The organism is Pseudomonas sp. Y5-11, from assembly GCF_022368695.1.
Taxonomy (GTDB): Bacteria; Pseudomonadota; Gammaproteobacteria; order Pseudomonadales; family Pseudomonadaceae; genus Aquipseudomonas; species Aquipseudomonas parakoreensis.
This window is the reverse complement of record NZ_CP058974.1, coordinates 6,010,426-6,036,792: the sequence shown is the minus strand read 5'-3', so window position 1 is coordinate 6,036,792 and position 26,367 is coordinate 6,010,426. Positions and strand designations below refer to the sequence as shown.

The 26,367-nt window shown below is 60.5% G+C and carries 26 protein-coding genes and 1 other RNA gene; 22 read left to right on the top strand and 5 right to left on the bottom strand.

What is annotated here, in order from left to right:
• The first annotated feature begins 60 nt into the window (after positions 1–60).
• A complete protein-coding gene (locus tag HXW87_RS27130; protein WP_108183751.1) occupies positions 61–1,197 on the top strand; it encodes an acyl-CoA dehydrogenase family protein in 1,137 nt (378 codons plus the stop codon).
• A gap of 104 nt (positions 1,198–1,301) precedes the next feature.
• Here the strand turns inward: HXW87_RS27130 and HXW87_RS27125 are convergent, their stop codons facing one another.
• Entirely contained in the window at positions 1,302–2,342 is a 1,041-nt protein-coding gene (locus tag HXW87_RS27125) for an NADP(H)-dependent aldo-keto reductase (RefSeq protein WP_239778085.1), read from the bottom strand.
• Positions 2,343–2,586: 244 nt separating this feature from the next.
• Between HXW87_RS27125 and rplM the strand changes: the two genes are divergently transcribed.
• The 7 genes from rplM (at position 2,587) to HXW87_RS27090 (ending at position 7,472) form a co-directional block, all read left to right on the top strand.
• Positions 2,587–3,015, top strand: a complete 429-nt coding sequence (rplM, locus tag HXW87_RS27120) for a 50S ribosomal protein L13 (RefSeq protein WP_003228062.1) — start codon at positions 2,587–2,589, stop codon at positions 3,013–3,015.
• Between the two features lie 14 nt (positions 3,016–3,029).
• Positions 3,030–3,422, top strand: a complete 393-nt coding sequence (rpsI, locus tag HXW87_RS27115; RefSeq protein ID WP_007961615.1) for a 30S ribosomal protein S9 — start codon at positions 3,030–3,032, stop codon at positions 3,420–3,422.
• Between the two features lie 269 nt (positions 3,423–3,691).
• Positions 3,692–4,285, top strand: coding sequence for a ubiquinol-cytochrome c reductase iron-sulfur subunit (gene petA / locus HXW87_RS27110; RefSeq protein WP_003228055.1), 594 nt, complete (start codon positions 3,692–3,694; stop codon positions 4,283–4,285).
• Positions 4,285–5,496 (top strand): cytochrome bc complex cytochrome b subunit, encoded by a 1,212-nt coding sequence (locus HXW87_RS27105; protein ID WP_095668348.1) that lies wholly within the window; start codon positions 4,285–4,287, stop codon positions 5,494–5,496. The genes petA and HXW87_RS27105 overlap by 1 nt, the downstream gene beginning before the upstream one ends.
• Positions 5,496–6,278, top strand: coding sequence for a cytochrome c1 (locus tag HXW87_RS27100; RefSeq protein ID WP_007961619.1), 783 nt, complete (start codon positions 5,496–5,498; stop codon positions 6,276–6,278). The genes HXW87_RS27105 and HXW87_RS27100 overlap by 1 nt, the downstream gene beginning before the upstream one ends.
• 146 nt (positions 6,279–6,424) lie before the next feature.
• On the top strand, positions 6,425–7,042 hold the full coding sequence (locus HXW87_RS27095) for a glutathione S-transferase N-terminal domain-containing protein (RefSeq protein ID WP_003228048.1): 618 nt from the start codon (positions 6,425–6,427) through the stop codon (positions 7,040–7,042).
• 16 nt (positions 7,043–7,058) lie between these two features.
• Positions 7,059–7,472 carry a ClpXP protease specificity-enhancing factor gene (locus tag HXW87_RS27090; RefSeq protein ID WP_027612189.1) on the top strand — a complete coding sequence of 138 codons (414 nt, stop codon included), beginning with the start codon at positions 7,059–7,061 and terminating at the stop codon, positions 7,470–7,472.
• A gap of 152 nt (positions 7,473–7,624) precedes the next feature.
• Here the strand turns inward: HXW87_RS27090 and HXW87_RS27085 are convergent, their stop codons facing one another.
• From HXW87_RS27085 to HXW87_RS27070, 4 genes are all read right to left on the bottom strand, one after another.
• Positions 7,625–8,203, bottom strand: a complete 579-nt coding sequence (locus tag HXW87_RS27085; RefSeq protein WP_041073173.1) for a BON domain-containing protein — start codon at positions 8,201–8,203, stop codon at positions 7,625–7,627.
• Complete coding sequence (locus HXW87_RS27080; RefSeq protein WP_025109297.1) at positions 8,200–8,793, bottom strand: phosphoheptose isomerase; 594 nt, start codon at positions 8,791–8,793, stop codon at positions 8,200–8,202. Before HXW87_RS27080 ends, HXW87_RS27085 begins: the two co-directional genes overlap by 4 nt.
• Positions 8,794–8,897: 104 nt before the next feature.
• Positions 8,898–9,260: a YraN family protein gene (locus tag HXW87_RS27075; protein WP_007961623.1), complete on the bottom strand. Its 363-nt coding sequence runs from the start codon at positions 9,258–9,260 to the stop codon at positions 8,898–8,900.
• Positions 9,260–11,071, bottom strand: a complete 1,812-nt coding sequence (locus HXW87_RS27070; RefSeq protein WP_047296427.1) for a penicillin-binding protein activator — start codon at positions 11,069–11,071, stop codon at positions 9,260–9,262. Before HXW87_RS27070 ends, HXW87_RS27075 begins: the two co-directional genes overlap by 1 nt.
• Before the next feature lie 177 nt (positions 11,072–11,248).
• On the opposite strand from HXW87_RS27070, the gene rsmI reads away from it, so the two are divergent.
• From rsmI to HXW87_RS27000, 14 genes are all read left to right on the top strand, one after another.
• Entirely contained in the window at positions 11,249–12,154 is a 906-nt protein-coding gene (rsmI, locus tag HXW87_RS27065; RefSeq protein ID WP_239778083.1) for a 16S rRNA (cytidine(1402)-2'-O)-methyltransferase, read from the top strand.
• 73 nt (positions 12,155–12,227) lie between these two features.
• Positions 12,228–12,581, top strand: an RNA gene (rnpB, locus tag HXW87_RS27060) — RNase P RNA component class A.
• A 399-nt stretch (positions 12,582–12,980) separates the two neighbouring features.
• Positions 12,981–13,436, top strand: coding sequence for a division/cell wall cluster transcriptional repressor MraZ (gene mraZ / locus HXW87_RS27055; RefSeq protein WP_003228026.1), 456 nt, complete (start codon positions 12,981–12,983; stop codon positions 13,434–13,436).
• A 2-nt stretch (positions 13,437–13,438) separates the two neighbouring features.
• Entirely contained in the window at positions 13,439–14,380 is a 942-nt protein-coding gene (gene rsmH / locus HXW87_RS27050) for a 16S rRNA (cytosine(1402)-N(4))-methyltransferase RsmH (protein WP_086791932.1), read from the top strand.
• Positions 14,377–14,670 carry a cell division protein FtsL gene (gene ftsL, locus HXW87_RS27045; protein ID WP_003228022.1) on the top strand — a complete coding sequence of 98 codons (294 nt, stop codon included), beginning with the start codon at positions 14,377–14,379 and terminating at the stop codon, positions 14,668–14,670. Before rsmH ends, ftsL begins: the two co-directional genes overlap by 4 nt.
• Positions 14,670–16,409, top strand: a complete 1,740-nt coding sequence (locus tag HXW87_RS27040) for a penicillin-binding protein 2 (protein ID WP_174376919.1) — start codon at positions 14,670–14,672, stop codon at positions 16,407–16,409. Before ftsL ends, HXW87_RS27040 begins: the two co-directional genes overlap by 1 nt.
• Positions 16,409–17,872, top strand: coding sequence for a UDP-N-acetylmuramoyl-L-alanyl-D-glutamate--2,6-diaminopimelate ligase (locus tag HXW87_RS27035; protein ID WP_047296423.1), 1,464 nt, complete (start codon positions 16,409–16,411; stop codon positions 17,870–17,872). Before HXW87_RS27040 ends, HXW87_RS27035 begins: the two co-directional genes overlap by 1 nt.
• Entirely contained in the window at positions 17,865–19,232 is a 1,368-nt protein-coding gene (murF, locus tag HXW87_RS27030; RefSeq protein WP_182402417.1) for a UDP-N-acetylmuramoyl-tripeptide--D-alanyl-D-alanine ligase, read from the top strand. The genes HXW87_RS27035 and murF overlap by 8 nt, the downstream gene beginning before the upstream one ends.
• Positions 19,232–20,314 (top strand): phospho-N-acetylmuramoyl-pentapeptide-transferase, encoded by a 1,083-nt coding sequence (gene mraY / locus HXW87_RS27025; RefSeq protein WP_025109289.1) that lies wholly within the window; start codon positions 19,232–19,234, stop codon positions 20,312–20,314. The genes murF and mraY overlap by 1 nt, the downstream gene beginning before the upstream one ends.
• A 5-nt stretch (positions 20,315–20,319) precedes the next feature.
• Entirely contained in the window at positions 20,320–21,666 is a 1,347-nt protein-coding gene (murD, locus tag HXW87_RS27020; protein WP_095668353.1) for a UDP-N-acetylmuramoyl-L-alanine--D-glutamate ligase, read from the top strand.
• Positions 21,667–21,668: 2 nt separating this feature from the next.
• Positions 21,669–22,880, top strand: a complete 1,212-nt coding sequence (ftsW, locus tag HXW87_RS27015; protein ID WP_171061850.1) for a putative lipid II flippase FtsW — start codon at positions 21,669–21,671, stop codon at positions 22,878–22,880.
• A complete protein-coding gene (gene murG / locus HXW87_RS27010; RefSeq protein ID WP_145593180.1) occupies positions 22,870–23,940 on the top strand; it encodes an undecaprenyldiphospho-muramoylpentapeptide beta-N-acetylglucosaminyltransferase in 1,071 nt (356 codons plus the stop codon). Before ftsW ends, murG begins: the two co-directional genes overlap by 11 nt.
• Positions 23,933–25,393 carry a UDP-N-acetylmuramate--L-alanine ligase gene (gene murC / locus HXW87_RS27005; protein ID WP_007961634.1) on the top strand — a complete coding sequence of 487 codons (1,461 nt, stop codon included), beginning with the start codon at positions 23,933–23,935 and terminating at the stop codon, positions 25,391–25,393. The genes murG and murC overlap by 8 nt, the downstream gene beginning before the upstream one ends.
• The gene (locus tag HXW87_RS27000; RefSeq protein ID WP_041073145.1) at positions 25,390–26,364 is read left to right on the top strand and encodes a D-alanine--D-alanine ligase; all 975 of its coding nucleotides are present in this window, start codon (positions 25,390–25,392) and stop codon (positions 26,362–26,364) included. Before murC ends, HXW87_RS27000 begins: the two co-directional genes overlap by 4 nt.
• The last annotated feature ends 3 nt before the right edge of the window (positions 26,365–26,367 follow it).

Here is a 26,367-nt window from a genome sequence, read left to right as displayed (position 1 = left end):
TCGGAGGTGAGGCTTAGTCTCTGAACGTCACATTCCTCCAACAACAATGAAAGGTGCCGCATGATCCCCAGAACCTTGTTCAGCTCCGAGCACGAATTGTTCCGCGACAGCGTACGAACCTTCCTCGAAAAAGAGGCCGTGCCGTTCCATGCGCAATGGGAGAAACAAGGCCACATCGACCGCAAGCTGTGGAACAAGGCAGGGGAGGCGGGGATGCTTTGCTCGCACCTGCCGGAAGAATACGGCGGCCTGGGCGCGGACTTTCTGTACAGCGCCGTGGTGATCGAAGAGGTCGGTCGCCTGGGTCTGACCGGTATCGGTTTCTCGCTGCATTCGGACATCGTCGCGCCGTACATCCTGCATTACGGCAGCGAAGCGCTTAAGCAAAAATACCTGCCGAAACTGGTCTCGGGCGAGATGGTCAGCGCGATTGCGATGACCGAGCCGGGTGCCGGTTCCGACCTGCAAGGGGTCAAGACCACCGCAGTGCTGGACGGCGACGAGTACGTGATCAACGGCTCCAAGACCTTCATCACCAACGGCTTTCTCGCTGATTTGGTGATCGTGGTCGCCAAGACTGATCCGAAGGCCGGCGCCAAGGGCACCAGCCTGTTTGTGGTAGAGGCGAATACGCCGGGCTTCGAGAAGGGCAAACGCCTGGAGAAGGTCGGAATGAAGGCGCAGGACACGTCGGAATTGTTCTTTCAGGACGTGCGCGTGCCGAAGGAAAACCTCCTGGGCCAGGCCGGGGCAGGGTTTGCCTACCTGATGCAGGAATTGCCACAGGAACGACTGACGGTAGCCATCGGAGGTCTGGCCTCAGCCGAAGCTGCGCTGCAATGGACGCTGGATTACACCCGTGATCGCAAGGCGTTCGGCAAGGCCATTGCCGACTTCCAGAACACCCGCTTCAAACTGGCGGAAATGGCGACGGAGATTCAGATCGGCCGAGTATTTGTCGACAAGTGCCTGGAATTGCATCTGCAAGGCAAGCTCGACGTTCCGACAGCAGCGATGGCCAAATACTGGGGCACCGACCTGCAATGCAAGGTGCTCGACGAGTGCGTGCAGTTGCATGGCGGCTACGGCTTCATGTGGGAGTACCCGGTGGCCCGGGCGTGGGCGGATGCACGGGTGCAGCGGATCTATGCCGGTACCAACGAAATCATGAAGGAGATCATTGCGCGGTCGCTGTGAGTTCTGCGGTGAATTGACGGGCCCCTTCGCGAGCAGGCTCGCTCCCACAAGGATCACGCTGTACCTGTGGGAGTGAGCCTGCTCGCGAAGCTTTTAACGGCCGATCAAGGCGCCGGGTTCGGATGATCCTTGTGGATCGCCTCGATCCCTGCCAGCACTTCATCGGAAAGCTTCAGATCAAAACTGGCAATGTTGCTGTCCAGTTGCTCCAGCGTCGTCGCACCAATGATGTTGCTGGTGACGAACGGTTGCTGAGTGACGAACGCCAGCGCCATCTGCGCCGGATCCAGACCGTGTTGACGGGCCAGGGCCACGTAACGGCTGCAGGCCGCTTCCGATTGCGCGTTGAAATACCGGCTGAAGCGGCTGTAGAGGCTCAGGCGACCTTTCGGTGGGCGAGCGCCACCTTCGTACTTGCCGGACAGGAAACCGAACGCCAGCGGCGAATAGGCGAGCAGGCCGCACTGTTCGCGGATGGCGATTTCCGCCAGGCCGATTTCAAAGCTGCGGTTGAGCAGGTTATACGGGTTCTGGATCGACACCGCGCGCGGCCAGCCACGGGCTTCGGCCAGGGCGAGGAAGCGCATGGTGCCCCATGGCGTCTCGTTGGACAGGCCGATGTGGCGGATCTTGCCGGCCTTCACTTGCTCGTCGAGGGCTTCGAGGGTGTCCTCGAGCGGCGTCAGGTTGGCTTCGATCTTGTGTTTGTAGCCCAGTTGTCCGAAAAAGTTGGTGCTGCGCTCCGGCCAGTGCAGTTGATACAGATCGATGTAATCGGTCTGCAGGCGCTTGAGGCTGGCATCCACCGCTTCGGTGATGTGCTGGCGGTTGTGGCGCAGGTTTTTGTCGCGGATGTAGTCGATGGTATTGCCCGGGCCGGCGATCTTGCTGGCGAGGATCCAGTCGGCACGATCACCACGGCTTTTGAAATAATTGCCGATGTAGCGCTCGGTGGTGGCGTAGGTTTCGGCTTTCGGCGGCACCGGGTACATCTCGGCGGTGTCGATGAAATTGATCCCGGCTTCTTTGGCCCGCTCGATCTGGGCGAAGGCTTCAGCTTCAGTGTTTTGCTCGCCCCAGGTCATGGTGCCGAGGCAGATTGCACTCACGTTCAGGTCGGTACGGCCTAGCTGGCGATAGTCCATCGGGTGCTCCTTGGGCAAAACAATCATAAAAGCAGGTTGAAAATTTTTTCGCAATCTGCATAATTGCCGACCTCTTTCTGCAGTGGAAGTGATGCGCCGCCGCCGAAGAATCTTGCCGTTGAACGGACGCGCCGACCCGAGCCCCCGAAAGCGTCTGTATCCGGCTGCCTTTGACTTGTCAAAGTACGCACTATTCAGTAAGATCCGCCGTCTTATTTACAGGCGGCCCCTGAGGCTATAAAGAATGAAAACTTTTACTGCTAAACCGGAAACAGTAAAGCGCGACTGGTTTGTCGTCGACGCTGCTGGTCAGACCCTGGGTCGTCTGGCCACCGAAATCGCGAGCCGTCTGCGTGGCAAGCACAAGCCTGAGTACACTCCTCACGTTGACACCGGCGACTACATCGTCGTCATCAACGCCGAGCAGATCCGTGTAACCGGCGCTAAAACCACTGACAAAATGTACTACTCCCACTCCGGTTTCCCGGGCGGCATCAAGTCGATCAACTTTGAAAAGCTGATCGCCAAGGCCCCTGAGCGCGTGATCGAGACCGCGGTTAAAGGCATGCTGCCTAAGAACCCGCTGGGTCGTGACATGTACCGTAAGCTGAAAGTCTATGCGGGCGCTGCACACCCTCATACTGCTCAGCAGCCCCAAGAACTGAAGATTTAACGGAATAGTTCATTATGTCGGCGACTCAAAATTACGGCACTGGCCGTCGCAAGACCGCAACCGCACGCGTTTTCCTGCGTCCGGGTACTGGTAACATCTCCATCAACAACCGCTCCCTGGACTCGTTCTTCGGCCGCGAAACTGCCCGCATGGTAGTTCGTCAGCCGCTGGAACTGACCGAGACTGTCGAGAAATTCGACATCTACGTCACTGTCATCGGCGGTGGTGTAAGTGGTCAGGCTGGCGCAATCCGCCACGGCATCACTCGCGCTCTGATGGACTACGACGAAACCCTGCGTAGCGCTCTGCGCAAAGCTGGCTTCGTTACTCGCGACGCCCGTGAAGTTGAACGTAAGAAAGTTGGTCTGCGTAAAGCGCGTAAGCGTCCGCAGTACTCGAAGCGTTAATTCGTTTCCACGTTCAAAAAAGAACGCCCGATTCCTCACGGAACCGGGCGTTTTTTTATGCCTGCGATTTATTAAAGAATTGCGCTGTGACAACTTGCCACATTCGTAGACCCCCTATACTACAAGGCTTGAGGGTGGGAGCTCCCGGTAATTCCCTTGTCAGAATTGGGGCTTTTCATTACCATCTCGGCAAAATTTTTATAAGTAACATTGATTTATTTAGTAGATGCCTGATTTAACAGGCCACAAAGCTGATGGGAGAGGACTGAATGAGCAATGACGGCGTGAATGCAGGCCGGCGTCGCTTCTTGGTAGCAGCCACATCCGTGGTGGGTGCTGCAGGAGCGGTGGGGGCTGCGGTCCCGTTCGTGGGGTCATGGTTTCCCAGTGCCAAGGCGAAAGCCGCCGGTGCACCGGTGAAAGTGAATGTCAGCAAGATCGAGCCAGGACAGCAGATGATTGCCGAATGGCGCGGCCAGCCGGTGTTCATTGTCCGCCGTACTGCGGAAATCCTGGGGAATCTCAAGAAGATCGAGGGCCAGCTCTCCGATCCGACTTCCAAAAACTCCACGCAACCTACTTATGTCGATCCTGAAGTGCGCTCGATCAAGCCGGAAATCCTGCTGCTGATCGGGATCTGCACTCACCTGGGTTGCTCACCCACCTTCCGTCCCGAAGTGGCGCCTGCGGACTTGGGTAAAGACTGGGTCGGCGGCTATTTCTGCCCTTGCCACGGTTCCCACTACGATCTGGCTGGTCGCGTCTACAAGTCGCAACCCGCGCCTTTGAACCTGCCAGTTCCCCCGCATTCCTATGAGACCGATGACCTGATTGTCATTGGCGTCGATACGGAGAAAGCGTGATGAGCAAGTTCATGGATTGGGTGGATGCGCGCTTCCCTGCCACCAAAATGTGGGAAGACCATCTCAGCAAGTATTACGCGCCAAAAAACTTCAACTTCTTCTATTTCTTCGGCTCGCTGGCACTGCTGGTGCTGGTCAACCAGATCGTCACCGGTGTCTGGCTGACGATGAGCTACACCCCGTCGGCAGAAGAGGCGTTCGCTTCCGTCGAGTACATCATGCGCGACGTCGAGTACGGCTCGATCCTGCGTCTGCTGCACTCCACCGGCGCTTCGGCGTTCTTCATCGTGGTTTATCTGCACATGTTCCGGGGGCTGCTCTACGGTTCGTACCAGAAACCGCGTGAGCTCGTCTGGGTATTCGGCATGCTGATCTACCTGGCGCTGATGGCTGAGGCCTTCATGGGTTATCTGCTGCCTTGGGGGCAGATGTCCTACTGGGGTGCCCAGGTGATCATCTCGCTGTTCGGTGCGATTCCCGTCATCGGCAACGACCTGACCCAGTGGATTCGGGGTGACTACCTGATCTCCGGAATCACGCTGAACCGCTTCTTCGCCTTGCACGTCGTGGCGTTGCCGATCGTGATTCTCGGTCTGGTGGTGCTGCACATTCTGGCGCTGCACGAAGTCGGTTCGAACAACCCGGACGGCGTCGACATCAAGAAGCACAAAGACGAAAACGGTATCCCGCTGGACGGCATTGCCTTCCACCCGTACTACACCGTGAAAGACATCGTCGGCGTGGTGGTGTTCCTGTTTATCTTCTGCTTTATCGTGTTCTTCTTCCCGGAAATGGGCGGCTACTTCCTCGAAAAGCCGAACTTCGAGCAAGCCAACCCGTTCAAGACGCCTGAGCACATTGCACCGGTCTGGTACTTCACGCCGTTCTACGCGATCTTGCGTGCGATTCCGGACAAGCTCATGGGCGTGATCGCCATGGGCGCCTCGATTGCGATGCTGTTCGTGCTGCCGTGGCTGGACCGCAGTCCGGTCAAATCGATGCGCTACAAGGGCTGGATGAGCAAAATCTGGCTGCTGGTGTTCTGCATTTCCTTCGTGATCCTCGGCATTCTGGGCGTACTGGCCCCGACGCCGGAGCGCACGCTGGTGTCGCAGATCTGCACCTTCCTGTACTTCGCCTACTTCATTCTGATGCCGTTCTACACCAGGCTCGAGAAGACCAAACCGGTTCCGGAAAGGGTGACTGGCTGATGAAAAAGTTATTTTTTGCTCTGATTTTTGCTGCGCTGCCTGTGCTGTCTTTTGCCGCCGAACACGGTGGTCCGGAGCTGGAAAAAGTCGACATCGACGTGTCCGATAAAGCTGCCCTGCAGGACGGTGCGCGCACCTTTGCCAACTATTGCATGGGTTGCCACAGTGCCAAGTTCCAGCGTTACGAACGGGTGGCCGATGACCTCGGCATTCCCCACGACATGATGCTCGAGAAGCTGGTGTTCACCGGCGCCAAGATCGGCGATCACATGAACATCGGCATGCAGCCGGCAGACGCCAAGACCTGGTTCGGTGCGGCACCGCCGGACCTGACCCTGGTGGCTCGGGTGCGTGGCACCGACTGGCTCTATGGTTATCTGCGCTCGTTCTACGAAGATCCGGCGCGCCCATGGGGCGTGAACAACAAGGTCTTCCCGAACGTCGGCATGCCTAACGTGCTGGTCGGCCTGCAAGGTCGTCAGGTGGTGGGCTGCAAGCAAGTGCAGATCGTCGAGGACGGCAAGAAGCAATACGATCCGCTGACCGGTACGCCGCTGACGCATGAAGCATGCGATCAGCTGACCATCGTGCCGAAAACCGGTGCTCTGAACGAAGAGCAGTTCGATGAGAAGGTCAAGAATCTGGTAACCTTCCTGGCTTACTCGGCTAACCCGGTTAAGCTGCAACATCAGCGCATCGGTACTTACGTCTTGCTGTACCTGGCGTTCTTCTTTGTGTTCGCCTACCTGCTCAAGCGTGAATACTGGAAAGACGTGCACTGATACGCTTCAAGCATTGCTGTTAATCGCGCGCGCCCAAGGGTGCCTCCGATAACGCAATGTCTGGTTCGCCAGGCATTGCGGGAGGCGCCCTCTGGGCGCGCGCGTTTTTCCGGTTCCAATCATTTCAACAAGCGAGGAGGATCGCCATGGGCGTGACCAATCGGTTGGCCTGTTACTCCGACCCCGCCGACCACTATTCCCACCGAGTGCGCATCGTGCTTGCAGAGAAGGGTGTCAGCGCCGAAATCATTTACGTGGAAGCTGGCCGCCAGCCGCCTAAACTGATTGAGGTGAACCCTTACGGCAGTCTCCCGACACTGGTCGATCGCGACCTGGCGTTGTGGGAGTCGACCGTGGTGATGGAATATCTGGATGAGCGTTACCCGCATCCGCCACTGATGCCGGTTTACCCGGTGGCGCGTGCCAACAGCCGTCTGCTGATTCACCGTATTCAGCGCGACTGGTGTGGTCTGGTGGATCTGATCCTGGATCCGAAAACCAAGGAAGCCGCGCGTGTCGTGGCACGCAAGGAATTGCGTGAAAGCCTGACGGGCGTGTCGCCGTTGTTTGCCGACAAGCCGTTTTTCCTCAGTGAGGAACAAAGTCTGGTGGATTGCTGCCTATTGCCAATACTCTGGCGTTTGCCGATTCTGGGTATTGAACTGCCGCGGCCGGCCAAGCCGCTGCTTGATTATATGGAGCGCCAGTTTGCGCGTGAGGCTTTCCAGGCGAGTCTGTCTGGCGTCGAACGCGATATGCGCTAAGGCTTAAGGAGCCGCTATGAACTCCAGTCGACCTTATCTGGTCCGCGCGCTCTACGAGTGGATTGTGGATAACGATTGCACCCCGCACATGCTGGTCAATTCCGAATACCCGGCCGTGCAGGTGCCGCAAGGTTTCGCCAGCGACGGGCAGATTGTCCTGAACATTTCGCCCAGTGCCGTGCGGCACTTGCACATGGACAACGACGTGGTGACCTTTGAGGGTCGCTTCGGTGGCGTTCCGCATAGTCTCTATGTGCCGATCAGTGCAATTCTGGGTATTTATGCCCGGGAAAACGGTCAGGGCATGGTGTTCGATCTCGAGTCGCCGATGGATGACGAAGACGATATCGAGCCCGATGACGACTTGCCGCCACCGGGCAGCGAACCGCCGCGCCCAAGTGGCCGGCCAAGTTTGAAAGTGGTGAAGTAATAAAAAAGGCGACCCGAGAGGGTCGCCTTTTTTATTACGTAGGAGCTGCCGCAGGCTCGGGCCGCGTTCGGACGATCTTTTGATCTTGTTTTTCAAGACCAATATCAAGATCTAAAGATCGCAGCCTGCGGCAGCTCCTACATGGGTATCGGTCAGTCGATGTATTCGAACAGCTTCACGATCTTCTGCACGCCGGCAACGCCTTGCACCAGATTGGTCGCCTGTTGTGCTTCCTGTTTGGTCAGCAGGCCCAGCAGGTAAACGATACCGTTCTCGGTCACGACTTTGATGCGCGAGCCGGGAATGCTGGCGTCGGTCAGCATCTGGGTCTTGATCTTGGTGGTCAGCCAGGCGTCGTTCTGGCGAGCGAGGAAGCTTGAAGGTGCAATCACTTGCAGTTCGTTGTGCACCTTCTTCACGCGCTGGACGTTGGCGGCGGCCTGTTCGGCCTTGGCCTTGAGATCTTCGCGCGGCGTCTGGCCGGCAAGCAGGACCACGCCGTTGAAGCTGGTGACGACGATATGTGAATCCTTGTCCAGGCCTGGGTCGGCCTTGGCCACGTTGACGCCGACTTTGGTTTCGATCAGCGAGTCGTCGATTTTACTGCCGAAGGTCCGGGTGCCGCGGTCGTCTTCAATCGGCGCTTCACGGCTGGCATTCACCACCGAGGTGCAGCCGCTGATGCCGAGGCACAGGGTCAAGGCCAGAAGGCCAAGGCGATTAGGGGTCATTCTTCACTCCCGAACAGTTGGCTGTCGATCAGATCGCAAAGGCAATGGATCGCCAGCAGATGGACTTCCTGAATACGTGCAGTGACATGGGCCGGTACGCGAATCTCGACATCTTCAGGCAGCAGCAGTGAAGCCATGCCGCCGCCATCGCGGCCAGTCAAAGCTACGACAACCATTTCGCGATCATGTGCGGCCTGGATTGCTTGAATGATGTTTGCCGAGTTGCCGCTGGTCGAGATCGCCAGCAATACGTCGCCGGGTTGACCCAGTGCGCGGATCTGCTTGGAGAACACTTCGTTGTAGCTGTAGTCGTTGGCGATCGAGGTGATGGTCGAGCTGTCGGTGGTCAGGGCGATGGCCGGCAGGCTCGGGCGTTCGCGCTCGAAGCGGTTGAGCAGTTCGGAAGAGAAGTGCTGGGCGTCGCCGGCAGAGCCGCCGTTGCCGCACGAAAGCATTTTGCCTTCGTTGAGCAGGGCGTTGACCATGATCTGGCTGGCTTGCTCGATGTGCGGTGCAAGTACGTCCATCGCCTGTTGCTTGGTGTCGATACTGGCCTGGAAAAGCTGGCGAATTCGGGATTGCATGTCCATCTGTGTGACCTTAAGTAGCGCGGCTGTTCGGCACGTGAATGTGCAGCCCGCAAAGCAAAGAGCAAAAATTGTCGGTGAAAGTGTCCGGGGTGGTGTGCAGAGAATCAACCATCGAACGCATTCTGCAACCAGTTCAACTGATCCGGGTGCCTGTCGATGGCCACCACGTCGAAGCGGCAAGGGGAATCGGCCCAGCGCGACTCGCGCTGAAGAAAATACTGTGCGGCGAAAATCAGCTTCTGCCGTTTGCGCTCATCGATGCTAGCGAGCGCGCCACCCCATTGAGTGTTTTTTCTGTAGCGGACTTCGACGAATACTACTGTATCGCCATCAAGCATGACCAGATCAAGCTCGCCCCGTTTGCATGACCAGTTCTGCGCCAGCAGGCGCAGACCCTGGTGTTGCAGATGCTCGAGCGCCTGGCGCTCGGCATCTTTACCGCTTTGCAGGTGCGAGCCGTCAGGCATCAGCGCGGGGTGTCCGGCAGGCGTTGAACTTGACCGTTGACGAACTGCGCCCATGGCAACTGACGCACCACGCGTTGGGTCTGGGTCATGCCCAGGCTGCCCGACTGACCTTCGATGCGGCTGTCCGGCAACGCCTTCAATTGACCCAGGCGCGGCGCCAGACGGTAGGCGTCGACGCCCATGGCGTAAAGGCGGCCAAGGCTGCCGGCCGCTTGCGGCCATTGCGCGGTGACTTGCTGACGCAGCGGGTCATTGGCTTCCAGCAACCATGGGGTTTCGCAGAAGCGCACGCCGTTCATGTCGTTGTACTGGTTCACATCGCCACTGGCGCTGTACACGTGGGAAGTTGCGTACACCGGCACGTCACCCGCGTACTGGAAGTTCAGGGTCGGCTTGATCTGTTGCGCTTGCTGCGGGGTGGCTGCCAGGAAGATGAACTCGATGTCCTGACGACGCGACGGCTGCGCGGCGACGTTGGTGCCAACAGCGTTCTGCAGGCTCTTGGCGCGGGCTTCGCTTTGGCGCAGCTGGAACATGTCGGCGATCTGCTGGGCCAGCTGCACTGGTTGATCAACGCGTTCGGTGGCAACGATGCTGCCGCCATTGGCCTGCCAGTCCTGGCTGAAGGCGCGCAGTACGCGGTCGCCCCATTCGCCTTTCGGCACCATGATCGCCGCGCGATGCAGGCCGTCGGCGCGGGCGCGACGTGAAACTTCGCGAGCTTCGTCTTCAGCTGCCAGACCGAACTGGAACAGTTGCGCCGGACCTTGATCGCCTTCGCTGTAGTTCAATGCGAGGGTGGTGATTGGCAGTTGCGGACGGGTGCTCAATTGTTTGACCAACGGTTTTTCCAGCGGGCCGACCACCAGTTGCACGCCATCGGCCTGGGCCTTGCGGTAGAACTCGTCCATCGAGGTCAGTTTGGAACTGTCGTAAAACTCGATGGCGGGCGGCTTCTGACCGGCCTGTTGTGCTTGATAGTGCGCCGCCATGAAACCTTCACGCAGCGCTTTACCGACCGAGGCCAGTGGGCCGTCTTGCGGCAGCAGCAGGGCAATCTTGCTCAGGGGCTGGCTGGCCAGTTCCTTGAGTTTGGTCAGTGGCAGCGGCAGGTTGATTGCGGCTGGGTGCTTTGGATTCTGTGCGCGCCAGGCATCGATCGCCGCTTGCTGCTGTTCCAGGGTGCCGGCAGTTTTCACGGCCAGGGCCAGGCCCATCCAGCCGCCGAGATCGTCGGCGGTGTTGGGTTGCAGTTGATCGGTCGGCAGCGAAGCGATCAGGGTCCAGATGGCTTCGTGGTTCTTGCTCGCGGCTTCGCCTTTGAGCATTGGAGCGATGAAGATGCGCTCGCGAGCGGCTGCCAGGGTCTGGCCGTCGGCTTCCAGTGCACGGGCGTGCACGGTGCCGGTGCGCACTTGCTGATCTTCCGGCATTTCGCTCAGGTGCTGCAGGCTCGGATGGCTCAGAGCGGTCAGCGCAGCTTTCGGCTGATTGCGGGTCATCGCCAGTTCAGCGGAAAGGGTGCTGGCGAAGATCTGCTGGCCTGGCTTCAACTGCTCCATCGGCACTTGTTGCAGGATCTGCGCGGACTGGCCGGCATTGCCCTGGCGATAAGCGAGGTCTGCCGCGCTCAGGCGCAACAACGCGGCTTTTTCCGGCGTTTTGGCCTGGGTAGCCTGTTCGAGCAGTTGCTCGATGCTGGCATCCGGAGTCCGTGGAAGTTCGCCAAGGCTGGAGGAAGGGGAGCTGGCGCAGGCCGCCAATAAGGCAGCGAGGCAGAGGGCAGTGAACAGCCGCAGGCAAGCGATCATGTAAGTGTTCCTGATACTCGATCAAATTAGCGTGGAATTGTACCCAAGCGCTGGCCGGGGCGCGATGTTACTGGCGTGAAACCGTCAATTTAGCTGAAGCAAATGTTGCGGCATCGCACAAAGGCGCGCAAAACCGGCGTCGGCCGGAACGCATCGCAAGCCTCATGACGCGTTACAATGCCGGCTTTTACCGATCATGAGGTGTGCGCTTTGACTGCTCCAGGTCCTTTGAATTCCGCTGCTGGCTCGCTTTATGTGGTGGCGACGCCCATCGGCAACCTGGACGACATCAGCGCCCGGGCTCTGAAAATCCTCCGCGAAGTGGCACTGATCGCCGCCGAAGACACGCGGCACTCGGCGCGCTTGATGCAGCACTTCGGCATTGGCACGCCGCTGGCCGCGTGCCATGAACATAACGAGCGTGATGAAGGTAGCCGCTTTATTACCCGTTTGCTGGCAGGCGATAACGTCGCGCTGATTTCCGATGCCGGGACACCGCTGATTTCCGATCCGGGTTATCACCTCGTGCGTCAGGCGCGGGCGGCAGGGATCAATGTGGTGCCGGTACCGGGTGCCTGTGCGTTGATCGCTGCGTTGTCGGCGGCGGGGCTGCCGTCCGACCGGTTCATTTTCGAAGGCTTTCTGCCGGCCAAGTCGGCAGGGCGCAAGGCGCGCCTGGAAGCCGTAAAGGAAGAGCCACGCACGCTGATTTTCTACGAGGCCCCGCATCGCATTCTCGAGTGCCTGCAGGACATGGAAGCGGTGTTCGGTGGCGAGCGTCAGGCGTTGCTGGCCCGGGAAATCACCAAAACCTTCGAGACGCTCAAAGGCTTGCCGCTGGCTGAGTTGCGGGCGTTTGTCGAGTCCGACAGCAATCAGCAGCGCGGCGAGTGCGTGGTGCTGGTCGCGGGCTGGTCTGCACCGCAGTCCGAGGACGCGGTCAGCAGTGAGGCGATGCGCATCCTCAATCTGCTGCTCGACGAGATGCCGCTCAAGCGTGCCGCAGCGCTCGCCGCGCAAATCACCGGTGAGCGCAAAAATGTGCTGTATCAGGTCGCGCTGGAACAGCAGAAGGGCGAGTAACCCGTCGCGCAGACGGGTTTCACGGCTATTAGCGCTTGTTCTTCGGGCGCTCTGCCGTTAACCTGCGCGGCGGAGAGTCGATCGGACAGTCGCTGCCCTCTATGAAAATTAGGGGGGGGAGGAAAGTCCGGGCTCCATAGGGCGAAGTGCCAGGTAATGCCTGGGAGGCGTGAGCCTACGGAAAGTGCCACAGAAAATAACCGCCTAAGCGCTTCGGCGCCGGTAAGGGTGAAAAGGTGCGGTAAGAGCGCACCGCACGTCTGGCAACAGTTCGTGGCTAGGTAAACCCCACTTGGAGCAAGACCAAATAGGGTCCCAAGGCGTGGCCCGCGCTGGGACCGGGTAGGTTGCTAAAGATGTCCAGTGATGGCCATCGTAGACGAATGACTGTTCAAGACAGAACCCGGCTTACAGATCGACTCTCCACCTTTTTCTTTCCTGCTTGAATCAATGGCATCAGGGCTGGTTATTATCGGCAGGCCTGAGCTAAAGTCCGGCAGCGGCAATGCGGTAATAGCCATTTCCCACCTTGCTTCAATCAACAGCAGAAGCGCTTTTGTAATACCGAAAAAATCTTACTCTTAACAAATCACTTTAACTTCCGAGCGCAGCTTTCAGTGCTGCATCAAGTTATTGGTCAAAAGTATCCGCCAAATTGTCGTTGCCCCTCCTTTTAAGCTCCTAAATCTCCGTTCTGTAAGGGTTTTCCTTTAATCCGCGCCTTGACGGTGTGGTGGGCGCATTCCTATAGTGTGCGCAAGTGGCGGAAAGTGGCATGAAGTGGGTTTTTTGAGCTCAAAACGATAAAAATTGGAGAAACGCTGACGTGTTTCGCGGAGCTAACGCTATCAGTCTCGATGCAAAGGGCCGTCTCGCCATGCCGAGCCGGTACCGTGACGAGCTCGTTTCGCGTAGTTCCGGCCAGTTGATCGTGACCATTGATGCCGTTGATCCGTGCCTGTGTGTCTACCCGCTCGACGAGTGGGAAATTATTGAAACCAAGTTGCGTGCACTCCCTTCGCTTCGCGAAGAGAACCGTCGCCTGCAGCGTTTATTGATTGGTAATGCCGTCGACCTCGAACTCGACGGCAGTGGTCGTTTTCTGGTTCCACCGCGTCTGCGCGAATACGCAAAGCTTGATAAGAAAGCGATGCTGGTGGGCCAACTGAACAAGTTCCAATTGTGGGACGAGGATGCATGGAACGCGGTGTCTGCCGCTGACCTTGCTGCTATTCAACAACCGGGCGCCATGCCTGACGAACTGCGTGATTTGATCCTGTGACTATTGATAGCGGCTTTAACCACATCACCGTACTGCTTGACGAAGCCGTCGAGGCTCTCGCCGTACGTCCTGATGGCTGCTATCTGGACGGTACGTTCGGGCGCGGCGGGCACAGTCGGCTGATCCTCAGCCAGCTCGGGCCGGACGGCCGACTGATCGGATTCGACAAGGATCCTCAAGCGATTGCCACCGGGCAAACGCTAGCGGCCGAAGACGGCCGCTTTGTCGTTGTGCAGCGCAGCTTTGCCGAACTGGGTTCGGTGGTTGCCGAACAAGGGTTGAGCGGCAAGGTCAGCGGCATCCTGCTCGATCTCGGCGTGTCGTCGCCGCAACTGGATGACGCCGAGCGCGGCTTCAGTTTCCTCAATGACGGCCCGCTGGACATGCGCATGGATCCGTCCCGTGGCATCAGCGCCGCCGAGTTCGTCAACACTGCGCCGGTGGAAGAAATCGCCCGGGTGTTCAAGGAATACGGCGAAGAACGTTTCTCCGGGCGCATGGCTCGTGCCGTGGCCGAGCGCCGCGACATCAAGCCGTTCGAGCGCACCGCTGATCTGGCCGAAGTTCTGAAAGTCGCCAATCCGGCGTGGGAGAAGGGCAAGAACCCGGCGACCCGTGCGTTCCAGGGTTTGCGTATTCACGTCAACAACGAACTGGGCGATCTGGAAGCCGGCCTTGAAGCCGCACTGGATGCTCTGGAAGTCGGTGGCCGTTTGGTGGTCATCAGCTTCCATTCGCTGGAAGACCGCATCGTCAAACTGTTCATGCGCAAGCTGGTAAAAGGCGAAGCCGACAACCTGCCGCGCAACCTGCCTGTGCGCCACGTGGCGTTCGAACCGAAAATCAAAATCCATGGCAAAGCGCAGACGGCCTCCGACGCCGAGCTCAAAGCCAACCCACGTTCCCGTAGCGCTGTCATGCGTGTCGCGGAGAAGTTGCGGTGAGCAAGCTTTTCGCCAAGCCCCTGCCGGGCGGCAGCTTTATCATGCTGCTGCTGTTTATCGGCGTGCTCGTGTCGGCCATCGGCGTGTCTTACAGCGCGCACTGGAACCGGCAGTTGCTTAACACCCTTTACAACGAACTCAGCGTGCGCGACAAGGCGCAGGCCGAGTGGGGGCGCCTGATTCTCGAGCAAAGCACCTGGACAGCGCACAGCCGCATTGAAGTGCTGGCCACGGAACAATTGAAAATGCACATTCCGGGCGCGGCTGACGTGAAGATGGTGGCGCCATGATGAAACTCGAAGGCGCACTCTTCCCGTGGCGCTTCCGCCTGATGGTGGCTCTGCTCGGCGTGATGGTCGCGGCGATCTGCTGGCGCATCATCGACCTGCAAGTGGTTGACCGCGACTTCCTCAAGGGGCAGGGCGACGCGCGCAGTCTCCGTCACATCCCGATTCCTGCTCACCGTGGTCTGATCACCGACCGTAACGGCGAGCCGTTGGCCGTAAGTACCCCGGTGACGACGCTGTGGGCCAACGCCAAGGAAATGCAGACGGCCAAAGAGAAGTGGCCGGCACTGGCCGCGGCGCTGGGGCAGGATCCGAAAGCCCTGGCCGAACGTCTCGAAGCTCAGGCCAACAAAGAATTCATTTACCTGGTGCGCGGGCTGACCCCCGAGCAGGGCCAGGCTGTGCTCGACCTGAAAGTCCCGGGCGTTTACGGCATCGAAGAATTCCGCCGCTTCTACCCGGCCGGTGAAGTCACGGCGCACATGGTCGGCTTTACCGACATTGACGATCACGGGCGCGAAGGCGTCGAGCTGGCCTACGATGAGTGGCTGGCCGGGGTGCCGGGCAAGCGGCAGGTCATCAAGGATCGGCGCGGTCGGCTGATCAAGGATGTCCAGGTCACCAAGAACGCCAAGGCCGGCAAGCCCTTGGCGTTGTCGATTGACCTGCGTCTGCAATACCTGGCGAACCGCGAGCTGCGCAACGCGATCATCGAGAACGGCGCCAAGGCTGGCAGCCTGGTGATCATGGACGTGAAGACCGGCGAGATTCTCGCCATGGTCAACCAGCCGACCTATAACCCGAACAACCGTCGTAACCTGCAGCCGGCGATGATGCGTAACCGCGCGATGATCGACGTGTTCGAGCCGGGTTCGACCATGAAAGCGATCTCGATGAGTGCCGCGATCGAATCCGGGCGCTGGAAACCGACCGACACCGTCGAGGTGTATCCGGGCTCGCTGCAGATCGGCAAGTACACGATCAAGGACGTGTCGAAGACCGAGGGGCCGGTACTCGACATGACCGGCATCCTGATCAATTCCAGTAACGTCGGCATGAGTAAGGTCGCGTTCGATATCGGCGGTGAAACCATTTACCGTCTCGCACAGAAAGTCGGACTCGGCCAGGACACCGGCCTGGGCTTTCCGGGCGAGCGCGTCGGCAACCTGCCGAACTACCGCGACTGGCGCAAAGCCGAAACCGCGACACTGTCTTATGGCTACGGTATTTCCGTGACCGCAATCCAGCTGGTGCACGCATTCTCGGCGCTGGCCAACAACGGGCGTCTGGCGCCGCTGACCCTGATCAAAACCGACAAGCCGCCGCAGACCACTCAGGTATTGCCGGAAGCGGTCGCGAAAACCATGCAAGGCATGCTGCAGCAAGTGATCGAAGCACCGCGCGGCGTGTTCCGTGCGCAGGTGCCGGCGTATCACGTGGCCGGCAAGTCGGGTACTGCGCGTAAAACGTCGGTGGGCACCAAGGGTTACGCCGAAAACTCCTACCGCTCGCTGTTCGCCGGTTTCGGCCCGATGAGCGATCCGCGTTACGCCATCGTGGTGGTGATCGATGAACCGTCCAAGGCCGGTTACTTCGGTGGTCTGGTGTCGGCGCCGGTGTTCAGCCGTGTGATGTCCGGCACCCTGCGCCTGATGAACGTGACCCCGGACAACCTGCCGACTACCCAACAGGCCAACGCTACCCCGGTCGTTCCGCTGAAAGCCAATGGAGGGCGCGGCTGATGTCTCTGAGTCTGAACAAGATATTCCCCCACGCCGGCCATGATCTGTTGATCCGTGAATTGGCGCTGGACAGCCGCAACGTGCGCGCGGGCGACCTGTTCCTCGCTGTGCCCGGTGGCAAGTTCGATGGCCGTGCGCACATCGCCGATGCCTTGCAGCGCGGCGCGGCTGCGGTTGCGTATGAAGTGGAAGGCGCCACCGTGCTGCCGATCACCGAAGTGCCGTTGATTCCGGTCAAAGGCCTGGCGGCGCAGTTGTCCGACATCGCCGGGCGCTTTTATGGCGAGCCGAGCCATCACTTGAACCTGATCGGTGTTACCGGCACCAATGGCAAAACCAGCGTGACCCAACTGGTCGCGCAGGCACTCGATCTGCTTGGTCAGCATTGCGGCATCGTCGGTACGCTGGGTTCCGGCTTCCATGGCGCGCTGGAAAGCGGCCTGCACACCACGCCGAATCCGATCGCCATGCAAGCCACTCTGGCCGACCTGAAAAAGGCCGGGGCCAAAGCCGTGGCCATGGAAGTGTCGTCCCACGGTCTGGATCAGGGCCGGGTCACTGCATTGGCGTTCGACGTCGCGGTGATGACCAACCTGTCCCGCGACCACCTGGATTATCACGGCACCATGCAGGCGTACGCCGAGGCCAAGGCCAAGCTGTTCGCCTGGAATGACCTGAAGTGCCGCGTGGTCAACCTCGACGACGATTTCGGTCGGCAGTTGGCCGGCGAAAAACGCGAGTCGCGTTTGATCAGTTACAGCCTGCTCGACAGCAGCGCCTATTTGTATGTCCGCGAAGCGCAGTTCGATGACCACGGCGTACGCGCCACGCTGGTCACGCCGCAGGGCGAACACCACCTGCGCAGCACGCTGCTCGGTCGTTTCAACCTGAGCAACGTGCTGGCGGCGGTCGGCGCTTTGCTCGGTCTGGATTATGCGCTCGACGAAATCCTCAAGGTGCTGCCGAAACTTGAAGGCCCGGCCGGGCGCATGCAGCGTCTGGGTGGCGGCACTCAGCCACTGGTGGTGGTCGATTACGCCCACACCCCGGATGCCCTGGAAAAAGTTCTGACCGCGCTGCGTCCACACGTCAAAGGCCAGTTGCTGTGCCTGTTCGGCTGTGGCGGTGATCGTGATCGCGGCAAGCGTCCGCTGATGGCCGAAGTGGTCGAGCGTCTGGCCGATCGCGTACTGGTCACCGATGACAACCCGCGCACCGAAGATCCGGCGCAGATTTTCGACGACATCCGCGCCGGTTTCACCGCTGTGGATAAAGTCACCTTCGTCGCCGGCCGTGGTCAGGCGATTGCCCAGCTGATCGCTGCTGCATCGGCCGATGACGTGATCGTGCTGGCCGGCAAAGGCCACGAGGACTATCAGGAAATCAACGGCGAGCGGCACGCTTTCTCCGATCTGGTCGAGGCCGATCATGCTCTCACCGCGTGGGAGGTGGCCCATGCTTAAGGCCCTGACATTGAGCGAACTGACCAACGTGCTCGACGCACGTCTGATCAGCAGCGACGCCAGTTTCGATGGCGTCAGCATCGACAGCCGTGCGATCACCGCTGGCCAACTGTTTATTGCCCTGACTGGCCCGCGCTTTGACGGTCATGACTACCTGAACGATGTCGCCGGCAAAGGCGCGGTGGCGGCACTGGTCGAGCGTGAAGTCGCCGACAGCACCTTGCCGCAACTGCTGGTCAAGGACACCCGTCAGGCCCTCGGCCAGTTGGGTGCGCTGAACCGTGCCGCGTTCACGCAACCGGTGGCGGCCATTACCGGCTCCAGCGGCAAGACCACGGTCAAGGAAATGCTCGCGAGCATCCTGCGTACCCGCGGTCCGGTGCTGGCGACGCGCGGCAATCTGAACAACGACCTCGGCGCGCCGCTGACCCTGCTCGAACTGGCGCCGGAACACACTGCCGCCGTGATCGAACTGGGCGCCTCGCGTCTGGGCGAAATCGCCTACACCGTCGGGCTGACCAAGCCGCACGTGGCGATCCTCAACAACGCTGGCACTGCCCACGTTGGCGAGTTCGGCGGGCCTGAAAAAATCGTCGAGGCCAAGGGCGAGATCATCGACGGTCTCGCGGCAGATGGTATTGCCGTGCTCAACCTCGACGACAAGGCCTTTGGCATCTGGAAGCTCCGCGCCGGCGCACGCAAGGTGCTGACCTTCTCCCTGAGCAATCCGCAGGCAGATTTCTACGCCAGCGACCTGAACACCGATGCCCGGGGTTGCCCGGCCTTCAACCTGCATACACCTGAAGGTGTGGAGCACGTTCAACTGAACCTGCTCGGCAGCCATAACGTCGCCAACGCCATGGCTGCCGCCGCTGCCGCTCACGCCCTGGGCGTGTCGCTGTTCGGCATTGCCACCGGGCTTGGTGCGGTACAGCCGGTCAAGGGTCGCACCGTCGCGCAACTGGCGAAGAACGGCATGCGCGTGATCGATGACACTTACAACGCAAACCCCACCTCCATGTGCGCTGCCGTTGATATACTCGCCGGCTTTTCCGGCCGCACCGTCCTGGTGCTCGGAGATATCGGCGAGTTGGGCGACTGGGCGGAGCAGGGGCACCGCGACGTGGGCGAATACGCCCGGGGCAAGGTTTCCGCGCTTTACGCGGTCGGGCCGAACATGGTCCACGCCGTGAACGCATTCGGCCAAGAGGCGCATCACTTCGGCACGCAAGCCGAACTGATCCAGGCCCTCGACGCCGAGCAGGACACAAACACCACCATTTTGATCAAGGGTTCGCGCAGTGCAGCGATGGAAAACATCGTTGCGGCTCTGTGCGGGTCCAGTCTGGAGAAACATTAATGCTGCTGCTGCTAGCGGAGTATCTGCAACAGTTCTACAAAGGCTTCGCGGTCTTCCAGTACCTGACCCTGCGCGGGATCCTCGGTGTACTGACCGCGCTGGTTTTGTCGCTGTGCTACGGCCCGTGGATGATCCGCACCCTGCAGAACCGTCAGATCGGCCAGTCCGTTCGCAACGACGGCCCGCAATCGCACCTGTCCAAGTCGGGTACGCCGACCATGGGCGGCGCGCTGATTCTGTCTTCCATCGGTGTCAGCACCCTGTTGTGGGCTGACCTGAGCAACCGCTACGTCTGGGTCGTGCTGCTGGTGACTCTGCTGTTCGGCGCCATTGGCTGGGTCGACGACTACCGCAAAGTGATCGAGAAGAACTCCCGTGGCTTGCCAAGCCGCTGGAAATATTTCTGGCAGTCGGTCTTTGGCCTGGGCGCAGCGATCTTCCTTTATATGACTGCCACCACGCCTGTGGAGACCACGCTGATCCTGCCGATGCTCAAGGACTACAGCATCCCGCTGGGCGCCGGTTTCATCGTGCTGACCTACTTCGTGATCGTCGGTTCGAGCAACGCGGTCAACCTGACCGACGGCCTCGACGGTCTGGCGATCATGCCAACCGTGATGGTCGGCGGTGGTCTGGGCATCTTCTGCTACCTGTCGGGTAACGTGAAATTCGCCGAATACCTGCTGATTCCTTACGTGCCGGGCGCGGGCGAACTGATCGTGTTCTGCGGCGCGTTGATCGGTGCGGGGCTCGGGTTTCTCTGGTTCAACACCTACCCGGCGCAAGTGTTCATGGGCGACGTCGGTGCTCTGGCACTTGGCGCGGCACTGGGCACCATTGCGGTGATCGTCCGCCAGGAAATCGTCCTGTTCATCATGGGCGGCGTGTTCGTGATGGAAACCCTGTCGGTGGTTATCCAGGTGGCCTCTTTCAAGCTGACCGGTCGCCGGGTGTTCCGCATGGCACCGATTCACCACCACTTTGAACTCAAGGGCTGGCCCGAGCCACGCGTGATCGTCCGTTTCTGGATCATCACCGTGATTCTCGTGCTGATCGGCCTTGCCACCCTGAAGCTGAGGTAGAACGAGTGTCTCTGATCGCTTCTGACCACTTCCGCATCGTTGTCGGCCTCGGCAAGAGCGGCATGTCCCTGGTTCGCTTCCTGGCGAACCGGGGCGTGTCGTTTGCCGTCGCCGATACGCGGGACAATCCACCGGAACTGGCCACGCTCAAGCGTGACTATCCGCACGTGGAAGTGCGTTGTGGCGAGCTGGACGTCGAATTCCTGTGCCGCGCCGACGAGCTCTACGTGAGTCCCGGTCTGGCGCTGGCGACCCCGGCCCTGCAAGCCGCTGCCGCCCGTGGCGTGAAAATGTCCGGCGATATCGAGCTGTTCGCGCGTAACGCGCGGGCGCCGATCGTGGCCATCACCGGTTCCAACGCGAAAAGCACCGTCACCACCCTGGTCGGCGAGATGGCGGCTGCGGCCGGCAAACGCGTCGCGGTGGGCGGCAACCTCGGCACGCCGGCGCTGGACCTGCTCAGCGACGACGTCGAGCTGTACGTGATGGAACTGTCGAGTTTTCAGCTGGAAACCACCGACCAGCTCAACGCTGAAGTGGCTACCGTGTTGAACATCAGCGAAGACCACATGGATCGCTACAGCGGCCTGCCGGCCTATCACCTGGCCAAGCACCGGATCTTCCGTGGCGCGAAGCAGTTCGTGGTCAACCGTCAGGACGCGCTCAGCCGTCCGCTGATCGGCGAGGGCCAGCCGTGCTGGACCTTCGGCCTGAACAAACCCGATTTCAAGGCTTTTGGCCTGCGCGAAGAGGATGGCGAGAAATACCTGGCCTTCGAATTCCAGAACCTGATGCCGGTGCGCGAACTGAAAGTGCGCGGTGCGCATAACCAGGCCAATGCCCTCGCGGCACTGGCACTGGGGCATGCGGTCGGCCTGCCGTTCGACGCCATGCTGTCGGCCCTGCGCAATTTCGCCGGTCTCGAACACCGCTGCCAGTGGGTGCGTGATCTCGACGGTGTCGGTTACTACAACGATTCCAAGGCCACCAACGTCGGCGCCGCGCTGGCCGCCATTGAAGGCCTCGGTGCGGACATCGACGGCAAGGTCGTGCTGATCGCCGGTGGCGACGGCAAGGGTGCCGAGTTCAACGACTTGCGCGATCCGGTGGCGGCCAACTGCCGCGCCGTGATCCTGATGGGCCGCGACTCCGACAAGATCGGCGCGGCCATCGGTGACGCCGTGCCACTGATTCGCGCGACCTCGCTGGTCGACGCCGTTGCGCAATGCCGCGCAGTCGCCCAACCGGGTGACGTGGTGCTGCTGTCGCCAGCCTGCGCCAGTTTCGACATGTTCAAGAATTACGAAGACCGTGGTCACCAGTTCGTCCGCGCCGTGGAGGATCTGGCATGAGCCTGCGCAATATCATCAAACCGTACCCGTCGCCGATCATCACCGGCCGTGGCATCGACCTCGACTTCCCGATGCTCGCCGGCTGCCTGGCGCTGCTGGGCCTGGGCCTGATCATGATTGCCTCGGCCTCCACCGAAGTGGCGGCGGCGCAGTCGGGCAGCGCGCTGTACTACATGATTCGCCACCTGATCTATGTGGCGCTGGGCCTGGGTGCCTGCATCATCACCATGATGATTCCGATTGCCACCTGGCAGCGTCTGGGCTGGATGATGCTGATCGGTGCATTCGGTCTGCTGGTGATGGTGATCGTCCCCGGGATCGGCCGTGAAGTGAACGGGTCGATGCGCTGGATCGGTTTCAGCTTCTTCAACGTACAGCCGTCCGAGATCGCCAAGGTCTTCGTGGTGATCTACCTCGCCGGGTATCTGGTACGTCGGCAGAAAGAAGTGCGCGAGAGCTGGATGGGCTTCTTCAAGCCGTTCATCGTGCTGCTGCCGATGGCGGGCCTGTTGCTGATGGAGCCGGACTTCGGTGCCACCGTGGTAATGATGGGGGCTGCGGCGGCGATGCTGTTCCTTGGCGGAGTCGGGCTGTTCCGCTTCTCGCTGATGGTGGTGCTGGCAGTCGGGGCCGTGGTCTTGCTGATTCAGATGCAGCCTTATCGAATGGCGCGTCTGACCAACTTCGCAGACCCGTGGGCCGACCAGTTCGGCGCCGGTTATCAGTTGTCGCAGGCGTTGATCGCCTTCGGTCGCGGTGAGTGGCTGGGTGTTGGCCTGGGCAACAGCGTGCAGAAACAGTTCTACCTGCCGGAAGCGCACACCGACTTCGTATTCTCGGTGCTGGCCGAAGAGCTGGGCGCCGTCGGTTCGCTGTGCACCGTGGCGCTGTTCGTCTTCGTGTGTATTCGCGGCATGTACATCGGTCTGTGGGCGGAGAAAGCCAAGCAGTTCTTCGCCGCTTATGTGGCTTACGGCCTGTCGTTCCTGTGGATCGGTCAGTTTTTGATCAACATCGGGGTGAACGTCGGCCTGTTGCCGACCAAGGGCCTGACGCTACCGTTCCTCAGTTATGGCGGCAGTTCCCTGGTGATCTGCTGCGCCTGCCTTGGCCTGTTGCTGAGGATCGAGTGGGAGAGTCGGACCCACCTGGGCAGTGAAGAGATGGAATTCCATGAGAGCGACTTCGCCGAGGAGCCGAACCATGGGCGCTAACGTATTGATCATGGCCGGCGGCACCGGCGGCCACGTGTTTCCGGCGCTGTCCTGTGCCCGCGAATTCCAGGCACGCGGTTACACCGTGCACTGGCTCGGCACGCCACGCGGGATCGAAAACGATCTGGTACCGGCTGCAGGTCTGGAACTGCACCGGATCAATGCCACGGGTTTGCGTGGCAAGGGCAAGCTGTCGCTGCTCAAGGCACCGTTCATGCTGCTCAAGTCGGTGTGGCAGGCGCGGGCGGTGATTCGCAAGCTGCGTCCAGTCTGCGTGGTCGGCTTCGGTGGTTATGTGACCGGGCCTGGCGGTATCGCCGCGAAACTGGCCGGTGTGCCAGTGATCGTTCACGAGCAGAACGCCGTGGCCGGCACCGCCAATCGGTTGCTGGTGCCGTTCGCCGCCCGGGTGTGTGAAGCGTTCCCCGACACCTTTACTCTGTCGGACACCCGCCGTACCACCGGAAACCCGGTGCGCAGCGAGCTGTTCCTCGAAACATCGCGACCGGCTCTGGCCGGGCGCAAAGCGCGTTTGCTGATCCTCGGCGGAAGCCTGGGCGCAGAACCGTTGAACAAGTTGCTGCCTGAAGCCCTGGCGCAAGTCCCTGCCGATTTGCGTCCGGACGTGTTTCATCAGGCCGGCAAAAACCACGATGAAGTGACTGCAGAGCGCTATCGCGCCGCCGGCGTGGATGCGCAGGTGCAGCCGTTCATCAAAGACATGGCCCAGGCCTATGGCTGGGCTGACCTGGTGGTGTGCCGCGCTGGCGCGCTGACCATCAGTGAGCTGGCCGCCGTTGGTCTGCCCTCGATGCTGGTGCCTTTGCCCCACGCGATCGACGATCACCAGACCCGCAACGCCGATTATTTGGCCCGTGAAGGCGCTGCCTTCGTGATGCCGCAAAGAACGACTGGTGCCGCGGACCTTGCCGCGCGCCTGACAGAGGTCTTGATGCAACCGCAACGACTCGAAGAAATGGCCCAAGCGGCCCGCCGTCTGGCCAAACCCGATGCCACCCGCAGCGTGGTCGATACCTGCCTGGAGGTGGCCCATGGTTGAGAATCAGAAAGCCATGCCACAACCGGAAATGCGCCGTATCCGTCGCATCCACTTCGTCGGTATCGGCGGCGTGGGCATGTGCGGCATCGCTGAAGTGTTGTTGAACCTGGGCTATGAAGTGTCCGGTTCCGACCTGAAGGCTTCGCCGGTGACCGAGCGTCTGGAATCGTTCGGCGCGCACATCTACATCGGCCACCGTGCCGAGAACGCTGCCACCGCCGACGTACTGGTGGTCTCCAGCGCTGTGAACACCTCCAACCCGGAAGTGGCGACCGCCCTTGAGCGTCGTATCCCGGTGGTACCGCGTGCCGAGATGCTCGCCGAGCTGATGCGCTACCGCCACGGCATTGCCGTCGCCGGTACTCATGGCAAAACCACGACCACCAGCCTGATCGCTTCGGTGTTCGCCGCCGGTGGCCTGGATCCGACCTTCGTCATCGGTGGCCGTCTGAATGCGGCGGGCACCAATGCCCAGCTCGGCACCAGCCGCTACCTGATCGCCGAAGCCGACGAAAGCGATGCGAGCTTCCTGCACCTGCAACCGCTGGTGGCGGTGGTGACCAACATCGACGCCGACCACATGGCGACCTACGACGGTGACTTCAACAAACTGAAGAAAACTTTCGTCGAGTTCCTGCACAACCTGCCGTTCTACGGTCTGGCCGTGATGTGCCTGGACGATCCGGTGGTGCGTGAAATCCTGCCGCTGGTCAAGCGTCCGACCGTGACCTACGGCTTCAGCGAAGACGCCGACGTGCGCGCGATCAATGTACGCCAGCAAGGCATGCAGACCTTCTTCACCGTGCTGCGTCCTGACCGCGAGCCGCTGGATGTTTCCGTGAACATGCCGGGCAACCACAACGTGCTCAACTCGCTGGCGACCATCTGCATCGCCACCGACGAAGGCGTCAGTGACGAAGCCATCGTTCAGGGCCTGTCCGGGTTCCAGGGCGTTGGCCGACGCTTCCAGGTCTACGGCGAACTGCCGGTGGACGGCGGCAACGTGATGCTGGTCGATGACTACGGTCACCACCCGACCGAAGTCGCGGCGGTGATCAAAGCCGTGCGCGGTGGCTGGCCGGAGCGCCGTCTGGTGATGGTTTACCAGCCGCATCGTTATAGCCGCACCCGTGATCTGTATGACGATTTCGTCAATGTACTGGCCGATGCCAACGTGCTGCTGCTGATGGAAGTCTATCCGGCCGGCGAAGAGCCGATCCCGGGCGCGGACAGCCGCAAGTTGTGCAACAGCATCCGTCAGCGCGGTCAGCTCGACCCGATCTACATCGAGCGCGGTGTCGACCTCGCGCCGCTGGTCAAGCCGTTGCTGCGCGCCGGCGACATCCTGCTGTGCCAGGGCGCCGGGGATATCGGCGGTCTCGCGCCGAAACTGTTGAAAAGTGAATTGTTCGCCGGTGCCGTGGCGGCGTCGGTCGAGGGGAAGTTGAAATGACTGCTGCCTACGCCAACCTGTTCTCCACCATCGCGCCGAAAGACTTCGGCCGGGTCGCCGTGCTGTTCGGTGGCATGAGTGCCGAGCGTGAAGTTTCGCTGAAGTCCGGTAACGCTGTGCTCGACGCGCTGCAAAGCGCGGGTGTGGACGCGTTCGGGATCGACGTCGGCGAGGATTTTCTGCAGCGTCTGCTGAGCGAAAAGATCGATCGTGCGTTCATCATTCTCCACGGTCGTGGCGGTGAAGATGGCTCGATGCAGGGCCTGCTCGAGTGCGCCGGCATTCCCTACACCGGCAGCGGCATCCTTGCCTCGGCACTGGCGATGGACAAACTGCGCACCAAGCAGGTCTGGCACAGCCTCGGGATTCCGACGCCGCGTCACGCCGTGCTGTGCAGCGAAGCCGATTGTATTTCCGCGGCGACGGAACTGGGCTTCCCTTTGATCGTCAAACCGGCGCATGAAGGTTCAAGTATCGGGATGGCCAAAGTGAGTTCTGCGTCCGAGTTGATCGACGCATGGAAAGCGGCCAGTACCTACGATTCGCAAGTCTTGGTTGAACAATGGATTCAAGGTCCGGAGTTCACCATCGCCACCCTGCGTGACCAGGTGTTGCCTCCTATCGCCCTGGGTACACCGCACACGTTCTACGACTACGACGCCAAGTACATCGCCAACGATACCCAGTACCGCATTCCGTGCGGGCTGGATGCCGCCAAGGAACAGGAACTCATGGATCTCACGGCCAAGGCCTGTGAGGCGCTGGGGATTGCCGGTTGGGGCAGGGCGGACGTGATGCAGGACGCCGACGGGCAGTTCTGGTTCCTGGAAGTGAACACCGCACCGGGCATGACCGATCACAGCCTGGTGCCGATGGCGGCCCGTGCTGCCGGTCTGGACTTCCAGCAACTGGTTCTGGCCATTCTGGCCGCCAGTGTTGAAGGCTCCGGTCACACAGAGGCGCGAGGTTAAGAC

Bases quoted from the DNA above. Each gene is read 5' to 3' on its own strand.
- HXW87_RS27130 (WP_108183751.1), top strand. From the start codon at position 61: ATGATCCCCAGAACCTTGTTCAGCTCCGAGCACGAATTGTTCCGCGAC.
- HXW87_RS27125 (WP_239778085.1), bottom strand. From the start codon at position 2,342: ATGGACTATCGCCAGCTAGGCCGTACCGACCTGAACGTGAGTGCAATC.
- rplM (WP_003228062.1), top strand. From the start codon at position 2,587: ATGAAAACTTTTACTGCTAAACCGGAAACAGTAAAGCGCGACTGGTTT.
- rpsI (WP_007961615.1), top strand. From the start codon at position 3,030: ATGTCGGCGACTCAAAATTACGGCACTGGCCGTCGCAAGACCGCAACC.
- petA (WP_003228055.1), top strand. From the start codon at position 3,692: ATGAGCAATGACGGCGTGAATGCAGGCCGGCGTCGCTTCTTGGTAGCA.
- HXW87_RS27105 (WP_095668348.1), top strand. From the start codon at position 4,285: ATGAGCAAGTTCATGGATTGGGTGGATGCGCGCTTCCCTGCCACCAAA.
- HXW87_RS27100 (WP_007961619.1), top strand. From the start codon at position 5,496: ATGAAAAAGTTATTTTTTGCTCTGATTTTTGCTGCGCTGCCTGTGCTG.
- HXW87_RS27095 (WP_003228048.1), top strand. From the start codon at position 6,425: ATGGGCGTGACCAATCGGTTGGCCTGTTACTCCGACCCCGCCGACCAC.
- HXW87_RS27090 (WP_027612189.1), top strand. From the start codon at position 7,059: ATGAACTCCAGTCGACCTTATCTGGTCCGCGCGCTCTACGAGTGGATT.
- HXW87_RS27085 (WP_041073173.1), bottom strand. From the start codon at position 8,203: ATGACCCCTAATCGCCTTGGCCTTCTGGCCTTGACCCTGTGCCTCGGC.
- HXW87_RS27080 (WP_025109297.1), bottom strand. From the start codon at position 8,793: ATGGACATGCAATCCCGAATTCGCCAGCTTTTCCAGGCCAGTATCGAC.
- HXW87_RS27075 (WP_007961623.1), bottom strand. From the start codon at position 9,260: ATGCCTGACGGCTCGCACCTGCAAAGCGGTAAAGATGCCGAGCGCCAG.
- HXW87_RS27070 (WP_047296427.1), bottom strand. From the start codon at position 11,071: ATGATCGCTTGCCTGCGGCTGTTCACTGCCCTCTGCCTCGCTGCCTTA.
- rsmI (WP_239778083.1), top strand. From the start codon at position 11,249: ATGCCGGCTTTTACCGATCATGAGGTGTGCGCTTTGACTGCTCCAGGT.
- HXW87_RS27040 (WP_174376919.1), top strand. From the start codon at position 14,670: ATGAAACTCGAAGGCGCACTCTTCCCGTGGCGCTTCCGCCTGATGGTG.
- HXW87_RS27035 (WP_047296423.1), top strand. From the start codon at position 16,409: ATGTCTCTGAGTCTGAACAAGATATTCCCCCACGCCGGCCATGATCTG.
- murF (WP_182402417.1), top strand. From the start codon at position 17,865: ATGCTTAAGGCCCTGACATTGAGCGAACTGACCAACGTGCTCGACGCA.
- mraY (WP_025109289.1), top strand. From the start codon at position 19,232: ATGCTGCTGCTGCTAGCGGAGTATCTGCAACAGTTCTACAAAGGCTTC.
- murG (WP_145593180.1), top strand. From the start codon at position 22,870: ATGGGCGCTAACGTATTGATCATGGCCGGCGGCACCGGCGGCCACGTG.
- murC (WP_007961634.1), top strand. From the start codon at position 23,933: ATGGTTGAGAATCAGAAAGCCATGCCACAACCGGAAATGCGCCGTATC.
- HXW87_RS27000 (WP_041073145.1), top strand. From the start codon at position 25,390: ATGACTGCTGCCTACGCCAACCTGTTCTCCACCATCGCGCCGAAAGAC.